This window comes from Microvirga yunnanensis (genome assembly GCF_025460875.1).
Genome location: NZ_JAMXFI010000023.1, coordinates 81310 through 89990, shown reverse-complemented (window position 1 = coordinate 89990; position 8681 = coordinate 81310). Strand labels below are relative to the sequence as shown.

Annotated in this window: 7 protein-coding genes and 1 pseudogene; 3 read left to right on the top strand and 5 right to left on the bottom strand. The window is 68.8% G+C overall.

The annotated features are described in order from the left end of the window. Positions 1 to 2228 (top strand): DNA mismatch repair protein MutS (gene mutS, locus NF876_RS14025; protein ID WP_262269404.1); only part of this gene is annotated, 2228 nt, incomplete at its 5' end. A 23-nt stretch (positions 2229 to 2251) separates the two neighbouring features. Here mutS and NF876_RS14020 read toward each other — a convergent pair. Both NF876_RS14020 and NF876_RS14015 read right to left on the bottom strand, forming a co-directional pair. Further along, positions 2252 to 2704, bottom strand: a complete 453-nt coding sequence (locus NF876_RS14020; protein WP_262269403.1) for a response regulator — start codon at positions 2702 to 2704, stop codon at positions 2252 to 2254. Continuing rightward, positions 2697 to 3839 carry a sensor histidine kinase gene (locus tag NF876_RS14015; protein ID WP_262269402.1) on the bottom strand — a complete coding sequence of 381 codons (1143 nt, stop codon included), beginning with the start codon at positions 3837 to 3839 and terminating at the stop codon, positions 2697 to 2699. The genes NF876_RS14020 and NF876_RS14015 overlap by 8 nt, the downstream gene beginning before the upstream one ends. A 225-nt stretch (positions 3840 to 4064) precedes the next feature. Between NF876_RS14015 and NF876_RS14010 the strand changes: the two are divergent. After that, positions 4065 to 5603 (top strand): annotated as a pseudogene (locus NF876_RS14010) (YifB family Mg chelatase-like AAA ATPase). A 33-nt stretch (positions 5604 to 5636) separates the two neighbouring features. On the opposite strand, the gene NF876_RS14005 reads toward NF876_RS14010, so the two are convergent. Continuing rightward, a complete protein-coding gene (locus tag NF876_RS14005; protein ID WP_262269401.1) occupies positions 5637 to 5837 on the bottom strand; it encodes a hypothetical protein in 201 nt (66 codons plus the stop codon). Between the two features lie 40 nt (positions 5838 to 5877). On the opposite strand from NF876_RS14005, the gene olsB reads away from it, so the two are divergent. After that, on the top strand, positions 5878 to 6810 hold the full coding sequence (olsB, locus tag NF876_RS14000) for a l-ornithine N(alpha)-acyltransferase (protein ID WP_373696661.1): 933 nt from the start codon (positions 5878 to 5880) through the stop codon (positions 6808 to 6810). 4 nt (positions 6811 to 6814) lie between these two features. Here olsB and queG read toward each other — a convergent pair whose 3' ends face one another. Both queG and NF876_RS13990 read right to left on the bottom strand, forming a co-directional pair. Beyond that, a complete protein-coding gene (gene queG / locus NF876_RS13995) occupies positions 6815 to 8041 on the bottom strand; it encodes a tRNA epoxyqueuosine(34) reductase QueG (RefSeq protein WP_262269400.1) in 1227 nt (408 codons plus the stop codon). Next, a complete protein-coding gene (locus NF876_RS13990; protein WP_262269399.1) occupies positions 7939 to 8631 on the bottom strand; it encodes a glutathione S-transferase family protein in 693 nt (230 codons plus the stop codon). The genes queG and NF876_RS13990 overlap by 103 nt, the downstream gene beginning before the upstream one ends. Positions 8632 to 8681 lie beyond the last annotated feature (50 nt).

Here is an 8681-nt window from a genome sequence, read left to right as displayed (position 1 = left end):
ATACGCAATGGTGCTACGGCCTGGCCGCCGTCGACATATCCACAGGCCATTTCGTGCTGAGCGAAACCGACGGCACGGGCCTGTCCGCCGAGATCGCCCGCTTCGAGCCGCGCGAGATCCTGGTGCCCGACGTCATCCACGACGATCCCGACCTCAGGGGCTTCTGGCAGGAGACCCGCGCGTCCATCACGCCGCTGTCCCGCGAGGGCCTCGATCCGGCCTCCGCCGAGCGGCGTCTCAAGGATTATTTCGGGGTCGCGACGCTCGATGCGTTCGGGGCCTTCAGCCCGGCCGAGATCACCGCGGCCGGCAGCGTGCTCTTCTACGTCGAGAAGACGCAGATCGACAGCCGCCCGGCGCTGAACCCGCCCGCCCGGGACGCCTCCGGGGCGGCGCTTGCGATCGACGCCGCCACCCGGGCCAATCTGGAGCTGACCCGCACCCTCTCCGGCGAACGGGCCGGCAGCCTGCTCGCCACCATCGACTGCACGGTGACGCCGGGCGGCGCCCGGCTTCTCGCCGAGCGGCTCGCCGGCCCCCTCACCCATCCGGGCCAGATCCGCGACCGGCAGGATTCGGTCACGGCCCTCGTCGAGACCAACGACCTGCGCGACCGCCTGCGGCGCATCCTCAAGCGCTCGCCCGATCTGGCCCGCGCCCTGTCCCGGCTGAGTCTCGGGCGCGGTGGACCGCGCGACCTGGCCTGCGTGCGCGACGGCCTGTTCGCTGCCCGCGAGTTGGGTCTCGAACTGGCGATCGCCCCCAATCTGCCGGCGGAGCTGGCGGCGGCCGCGCAGGTGCTCCAGGGTCTCCGCACGGACGTGGCCGACCGGCTTGCGGCAGCCCTTGCCGACGACCTGCCCCTGCTCAGGCGCGATGGCGGCTTCATCCGGGCCGGCTTCGACCCCGCTCTCGACGAGCTGCGCGAGTTGCAGCAGGATTCCCGCCGCTTCATCGCGGCCCTTCAGGCGCGCTACGCCACCGAGACCGGCTGCCGCTCCCTGCGCGTCAAGCACAATCACATGATCGGCTACTTCGTGGAGGTGCCGCAGAATGTGGGCGAGGACCTGCTGAAGGAACCGTTCAAGGATATCTTCGTCCACCGCCAGACCATGGCGGGCGCCATGCGCTTCTCGACCCTGGAGCTCGGCGAGCTCGAAGCGAAGATCGCGTCTGCGGCCGACCGGGCGCTGAAGATCGAACTCGCCCTCTTCGACGAGATGGTCCAGGCCCTGCTGGACCTGGCGGGCGACGTGGCGGCGGCGGCCGAGGCCATCGCGGTCATCGACGTGACGGCGGCTCTCGCCGACCTCGCCATGCGACTGGACTGGACGCGGCCCGTCGTCGACACCAGCCTCGCCTTCGCCGTCAAGGGCGGCCGCCACCCGGTCGTCGAGGCCGCCCTCAAGCGCGAGGGCACGCCCTTCATCGCCAACGATTCGGACCTCTCGGGGAAGAGCGCCGGCCACATCCTGCTGATCACCGGTCCCAACATGGGCGGCAAGTCCACCTATCTGCGCCAGAACGCCCTGATCGTGGTGCTGGCCCAGATGGGATCCTACGTGCCGGCCAGGGAAGCCCATATCGGCATCGTCGACCGGCTCTTCTCCCGCGTGGGCGCCGCCGACGACCTGGCGCGGGGCCGCTCGACCTTCATGGTCGAGATGGTGGAGACCGCCGCCATCCTCAACCAGGCGACCGCGCATTCGCTCGTCATCCTCGACGAGATCGGCCGCGGCACCGCCACCTTCGACGGCCTCTCCATCGCCTGGGCGGCCATCGAGCACCTGCACGAGGCCAATCGCTGCCGAGCCCTGTTCGCCACCCATTTCCATGAGCTGACCGCCCTCGCCGAACGGATGCCGCGCATTTCCAACGCGACCCTGAAGGTGACCGAATGGAACGGTGAGGTGGTGTTCCTGCACGAGGTGGTGCCGGGCGCCGCCGACAGGTCCTACGGGCTGCAGGTGGCGCGTCTGGCCGGCCTGCCCGCCCCCGTCGTCGAACGGGCGAAGACGATCCTGAGCGAGTTGGAGAAATCGGACCGCGAGGCGCCCAAGCGGGCCCTTGTCGACGACCTGCCCCTGTTTGCGGCTCCCGTCCGCGCCGAGCCGGCGCCGACTCCGAAGCAGGACGTCCTGCGGGAGGCGCTCGATGCCCTGGATCCCGATGCGATGACGCCGCGCGAGGCGCTCGATGCGCTCTACCGCCTCAAGGCGCAGAGATAGCCGGCGGCATCGGGCAAGGCCGGTCAGGAGACCTGCGGGCTACGCTCGCGTGGGGCTGCGCCGAAAGGGACGAAGGTCACCGTCCGCGCTTCGTCGGGCTCACGCAGCTGCCCGGCCGTGACATAGCCCAAGGCCTCACGGACGCCGCGTTCCGTGTAGGGCTTGGCGATGACCCCCCAGGCCCCGGCGAAATCCTCGGGAATGCGCTTGGTGTTCGCCGTCATGAACAGCACGGTCACCTGGAGCTCGCCCGCCAGGCGGCGCGCCACGTCGACCCCGGTCGGCCCATCGGACAGATGGATATCGACGAAGGCCAGGTCGGGCTTGAGTTCGCGGCCGCGTGCGAGGGCATCCCCGGAGGATGCCGCGATCGCCACGACATCGTGGCCCAGATCCTGCAGCAGGCTTTCGAGCTCGAGCGCGATCAGGATCTCATCCTCGACGACGAGGATACGCAACGGCTTCTCGCTACTCAAACCGGGTCTCCTCCGCGTCGACGGGTATCACGATCTCAGCGCGTGTACCTGGCTCCCTGTCGTGCCAAGTCAACCGCCCCTTCAACTGATGGACCAACATCGTGATCAAGGTTCTTCCAAAACTTCCCTCGGGCGGAGGCGAATGATCGAGGCCGACGCCATCGTCCTCGACGGCGATCTGCACGCCGTTTTCGACCCGCTCGATCGCGATTGTCAATTGGCCCCGGCGCCCGTCCGGAAAAGCATGCTTAACGGCATTGCCCACGACCTCGTTCAGCAGAAGAGCCAGAGCGGCCGCCTTGGCGGCCGGGACGCCGAGGGGCTCCACCTGGAGGTTGAGATCGACCTGTCCGTTCGGCAGGGTCGCGGTCAGGTCGCCGGCGAGTTCCGTGGCGAACTCCTTCAGGTTGAACCGGGTCGTGTCCCCGGCGCCATGGAGGAGCCGGTGCGCCGCCGCGAGCGCGCCGACCCGCTCGGCAAGGTCCTGGAGGACCTTTCGCGCCTCCGGGTCCTGAAGGCGTCGCGCCTTCAGGAGGACCAGGGAGGCGATCATCTGGAGGGAATTCTTGGCCCGATGCTCGACTTCGTGGAGCAGCGCCGTCTTCTGCTCGAGCGCGAGGCGCAGATCCTGGGTCCGGCGCTCGATTTTCTCCTCCATGAACGCGCCCGCTTCGAGACGATCCCGGTCGGATTGCGGCGTCGCGCCGGCGCCGTTCAGCAGCATGGTCACCGAGCGCAGTTGGCCGGTTGCGTCATGGACCGGCGAGAGGGACAGGGTGCTCCAGAACGGGGATCCATCCGTCCGGCGCCCACGGAATGCGGTTTCGAGCGGCTCTCCGCGACGCAGCGCGGCATCGATCGCGCCGACGGAGGCCGGACCCGCATCGGGAGCCTGAAGCAGGTGCCAGCCGCGGCCGAGCACCTCACCGGGAGAATGGCCGGTCAGATCGAAGAAGGCCGGGTTGGCGAAGACGATGGGAGCAGGCGTCCGGCTGGGATCGATCATCAGGACGGGCACCCGCAGGGAGTGGAATGCGGCCCTGAAGGAGGCCTCCTGGGAGTCCCACGGTGCGACGGGGGATTCGGCCAGCATCACGATCTCTGGACGCCGGTCGAGATCTTTTGGACGAACCAAGCTTTCCCGCCTGAGAAGTCTATCTGCCCCATCGATGGTAGAACCCTTGCGCCTGCGCGATTTTTCCGAGGCTCGGCTCGCAACGCAGTAGGACTCAACGCGACGACGGCCGCGGGGTTCCGCTCCCGGTCGACCGGCTCCCCTGCCTGGCAGATCCCAAAGCGCAACACTATCGCGTTTCAGGCAACTGCGTTAACATCTCGGCCGGCAAGGAGATGAAGCCGAATGGTGACGCGCGTTTCCACCGTTGCGTTCGAAGGAATCGAGGCGCGCGCAGTCGATGTGCAGGTCCAGGTCACCCCCGGGTCGGTGACCTTCATGATCGTCGGCCTCACCGACAAGGCGGTGGCGGAATCCCGCGAGCGGGTCCGCTCCGCCCTGATCGCCTCCGGCCTCGCCCTGCCGGCGAAGCGCATCACGGTCAATCTGGCCCCCGCCGATCTGCCGAAGGAAGGCAGCCATTACGACCTGCCCATTGCCCTCGCGGTCATGGCGGCCATCGGGGCCGTCCCGGCGGACGCGCTGAACGGCTTCACGGTCCTGGGCGAACTCGCGCTCGACGGAACGATCACCGCGGTGGCGGGCGCCCTGCCTGCCGCCATGGCGGCCTATGAGCGCGAGCACGGCCTGATCTGTCCCGAGGCCTGCGGGTCCGAAGCCGCCTGGGCCGGCAGCGACATCGAGATCCTGGCGCCGCGCTCCCTGATCCAGCTCGCCAACCATTTCAAGGGCACCCAGGTGATGGCGCGGCCGGAACCGGCCATCCTGCCGGCCACCGGCTCCCTGCCGGACCTGCGCGACATCAAGGGCCAGGAGAGTGCAAAGCGCACCCTCGAGATCGCCGCGGCCGGCGCCCACAACCTGCTCATGAACGGCCCTCCCGGCGCCGGCAAGTCCATGCTCGCCCAGCGCCTGCCGTCCATTCTGCCACCGCTTTCGCCGCGGGAACTGCTGGAGGTGTCGATGATCCAGTCGGTGGCAGGTCTTCTCGCGGACGGCGCTCTCTCGGACCGCCGCCCGTTCCGGGCTCCGCACCACTCGGCCTCCATGGCGGCGCTCGTGGGCGGCGGGCCCAATGCCCGTCCCGGCGAGGCCTCCCTGGCGCATCACGGGGTGCTCTTCCTCGACGAGTTGCCGGAGTTCCAGCCGCAGGTCCTCGATTCCCTGCGCCAGCCGCTGGAGGCCGGCGAGATCCTGATCGCCCGGGCCAATCATCGCGTCACCTACCCGGCGCGCTTCCAGCTCGTGGCGGCGATGAATCCCTGCCGGTGCGGGCAGGCGACCGAGCCGGGCCATGTGTGCCGGCGCCAGCCGAACGAGCGCTGCGTCGCGCAGTACTAGGCGCGCCTGTCGGGCCCGCTCCTCGACCGCATCGATCTCGCCATCGATGTCCCGGCCGTCACGGCGGCCGACCTGATCCTGCCGCCGCCCGTGGAGGGCTCGGCCGAGGCGGCGGCCCGGGTCGCCCGAGCCCGGGAGCGGCAGGCGAAGCGCCATGCGGGCCTGAACCTTGAAGGGGTCGCGACCAATGCGGCCTGCCCGCCGGCTCTCCTGGAGGAGGTGGCGCGGCCCGACCCGGAAGGCCTGTCCCTCATCCGCGACGCCGCCAACGCCATGCGCCTGTCGGCCCGCGGCTTCCACCGCGTGCTCAAGGTGGGGCGCACCCTCGCCGACCTCGACGGGGAGGATCGCGTCCGGCGCATCCACGTGGCCGAAGCCCTGTCCTACCGAGCCCATGCGGACCGGCGCCCCGCGGCCGCCTAGGGCCTTATTCGGCGAAGTGGATCCGGTTTGCCGTCAAAAATGTGGCACAGCAAGGAAGAGAAGAGAGGTGATTCCACGCCAGTGGAAACAGCTCGAGAGGATCTCGTGGGCGCCGCGCGCCGCCTTGCGGGCGCCGGTGCCGATCTCGATATTTTCCACCGGGACGCTTATGTTTTCTGTCACAAAACAGTTTGGAATGGGTTTTATGTCAGGGTTGAAGCGGGACGGCGCCACGGCTGAGTCCTTCCCGGAGGCACGACCCTGTGAGGCAGCGATGAACCTATCTCCGTTGAACGAGGCGGCCGATCGTCCCGTTGGGCCGGGCATGCGCCCGCAGGGCCTGACCCAGTTCATTCCCGGCAAGGACCGGGTCGTGCGCGATTACGGCAACCTCGATCCCGTGCTCGGCCGGATCGGCTCGCTGGAAGTGCGCCTTGCGACCACCGCCAGGGAGATCAGGAGGGCCCAGCGCCTGCGCTTCAAGGTCTTCTACGAGGAGATGTCGGCCTCCCCCGGCGGCGCAGCCCTGATCTCGCGCCGGGACGTGGATGCGTACGATTTCATCTGCGACCACCTTCTCGTGCTCGACCACGATGTGAAGCCTAAGGCCTTCCGCCCGGCCAAACCGAAGGTGATCGGGACCTACCGGCTGCTGCGCCAGGACGTGGCGACCCGGTATGGCGGCTTCTACACCCGCGGCGAATACGACATCGCACCCCTGCTCAAGGCGCATCCCAGTCTGCGTTTCCTGGAGCTCGGCCGCTCCTGCGTGCTCGAGGCCTACCGCACCAGGCGCACCGTCGAGCTGCTCTGGCACGGCATCTGGGCCTATGTCCTCCACCACAAGATCGACGTGATGCTGGGCTGCGCGAGCCTCGAGGGCACCGAGCCGCGGGATCTGGCCCTGCCCCTGAGCTTCCTGCACCATTACGCGGCCGCCCCGGCCGAGTGGCAGGCCCGCGCGCTGCCGGAGCGCTTCACCGCGATGGACATCCTGCCCAAGGACGCCGTCGATCCGAAGGCCGCTCTTCACGCGCTGCCGCCTCTGATCAAGGGCTATCTGCGCCTCGGCGCCACGTTCGGCACGGGCGCGGTGATCGACCGGCAGTTCGGCACCACGGACGTGCTCGTCGTCCTGCCGGTCGCGGCGATCAACCCGCGCTACATCGACCATTTCGGCCCGACGGCGAACCGCCACGCGGCCTGAAGGCTCACGCCGCGACGGCGCGGCGCCACTCCTCACGCACGTCCGGGTCCTCTTCTCGCTCCAGGCGCCCGGCCGCATGGCGAGCGGCCGTTTCCGGCGGGAGCAGCCGGCCGATGGCCCAGACGGCCATGGCGCGCACCAGGGGCGAGGCATCGTCGAGGAGGCGCAGGGCCTCGTCGGCCAGGTCCGCATCGCCCGAGTTGCCGATGGCGACGAGCACGTTGCGGATGAAGCGGTCGCGGCCGGTGCGCTTGATCGGGGTGCCGGCGAAGCGGGTGCGGAAGGCCGGGTCGTCGAGCCGCGCCAGCTCCTTGAGCGGCAGCGAGGCCAGATCCTCCCTCTGAACGAGCCGCGCCTCCCGTCCCGCCTGGGCGAATTTGTTCCACGGGCAGACCGCGAGGCAATCGTCGCAGCCGAAGATGCGGTTGCCGATGCCCGGCCGCAGCTCCTCCGGAATATGCCCCTTGTGCTCGATGGTGAGATACGAGATGCAGCGGCGCGCATCGAGCTGATAAGGCGCGGGAAAGGCCTTGGTCGGGCAGACGTCGAGGCAGCGCCGGCACGAGCCGCAGCGGTCGCGCTCGGGCTCGTCCGCCGGCAGCTCCGCCGTGGTGAAGATGGCACCCAGGAACAGCCAGTCGCCGAACTCCCGCGAGACCACGACCGTGTGCTTGCCCTGCCAGCCGAGACCGGCCGCCTCCGCGAGCGGCTTTTCCATCACGGGCGCCGTGTCGACGAAGACCTTCACGTCGGACGAGGCCTTCGCGGCGAGAAAGCCCGCCGCCTCCTTGAGCTTGCCCTTGATCACGTCGTGGTAGTCGCGGTTGCGGGCATAGACCGAGATGTAGCCGCGATCCTTGTCAGCCAGTTCGGCCAGCGGGTCCCTGTCGGGGCCGTAGTTCAGCCCGAGCAGGATGATGCTGCGCACTTCGGGCCACAGGGCCCGCGGGTCGGCGCGGCGCTCCGCCGTCTCGGCCATCCAGTCCATCGACCCGTGATGGCCGGCCGCGAGCCAGGCGTTGAGCCGCTCGGGCGCCAGCGGGATCGCGTCGGGCCTGGCGATGCGGACCGCCTCGAAGCCGAGCGCCGTCGCACGCGCGATGAACGCCTGCTTGAGAGCCGCGCCGTCTAGAAATCCAGGTTGTCGTAATGCTCCGCCGGCGCCATCCCCGGCACCCGGTCCGCGAGGAGCGCGCGGAAGGACGGCCGGGACTTGATCCTGGCGTACCAATGCTTCGCTGTTTCGTCCTCGTCCCATGGCACGTCGCCGAGATAATCCACCACCGACAGATGGGCGGCCGCCGCCAGATCCGCATAGGTCATCTGGTCGCCGGCCAACCAATTCCGCTGGGAAATCAGAAAACCGATATATTTGAGATGGTATCGCACATTGGTCTGGGCGGCGCGAATCGCCCCCATGTCGGGCGGGCCGCCACCCAGCTCGATGGGCATGAACCGCTTATAGATCTTTTCCGTGGCGAGATAGTCCGAGACCTCGCCGTGGAACTTCACCAGGAACCAGTCGAGCAGGCGGCGGACCTCGACCCGCGGCAGGAGATCCCGCGGCAGGAAGCGCCGGTCCCGCAGATCCTCGCCCCGCGTCTCGTCGATGTACTCCGCAAGACCCATGGGCCCTGCGACGGCGATCCCGTTATCGTCGACGAAGAGCGGCAGGTTTCCGGCCGGGTTGATCTCGAGATAGGCAATGCGCCGGTCCCACGGCTTCTCCTCGATCACATCCGGCTCGAGGCCGAGCTCCGCGAAGACGAGGCGCGCGAACCGCGACTGCGGACAGAACGGGTAAGAATGCAGGATGGCCATGAATCTATGAGTGATGCGAAACAGGCGGCGAGAATAAGGCCGTGCTTCGT

Excerpts from the sequence above, each read along its gene's own strand:
- NF876_RS13990 (WP_262269399.1), bottom strand. The coding sequence starts at position 8,631 with ATGGCCATCCTGCATTCTTACCCGTTCTGTCCGCAGTCGCGGTTCGCG.
- olsB (WP_373696661.1), top strand. The coding sequence starts at position 5,878 with ATGAACCTATCTCCGTTGAACGAGGCGGCCGATCGTCCCGTTGGGCCG.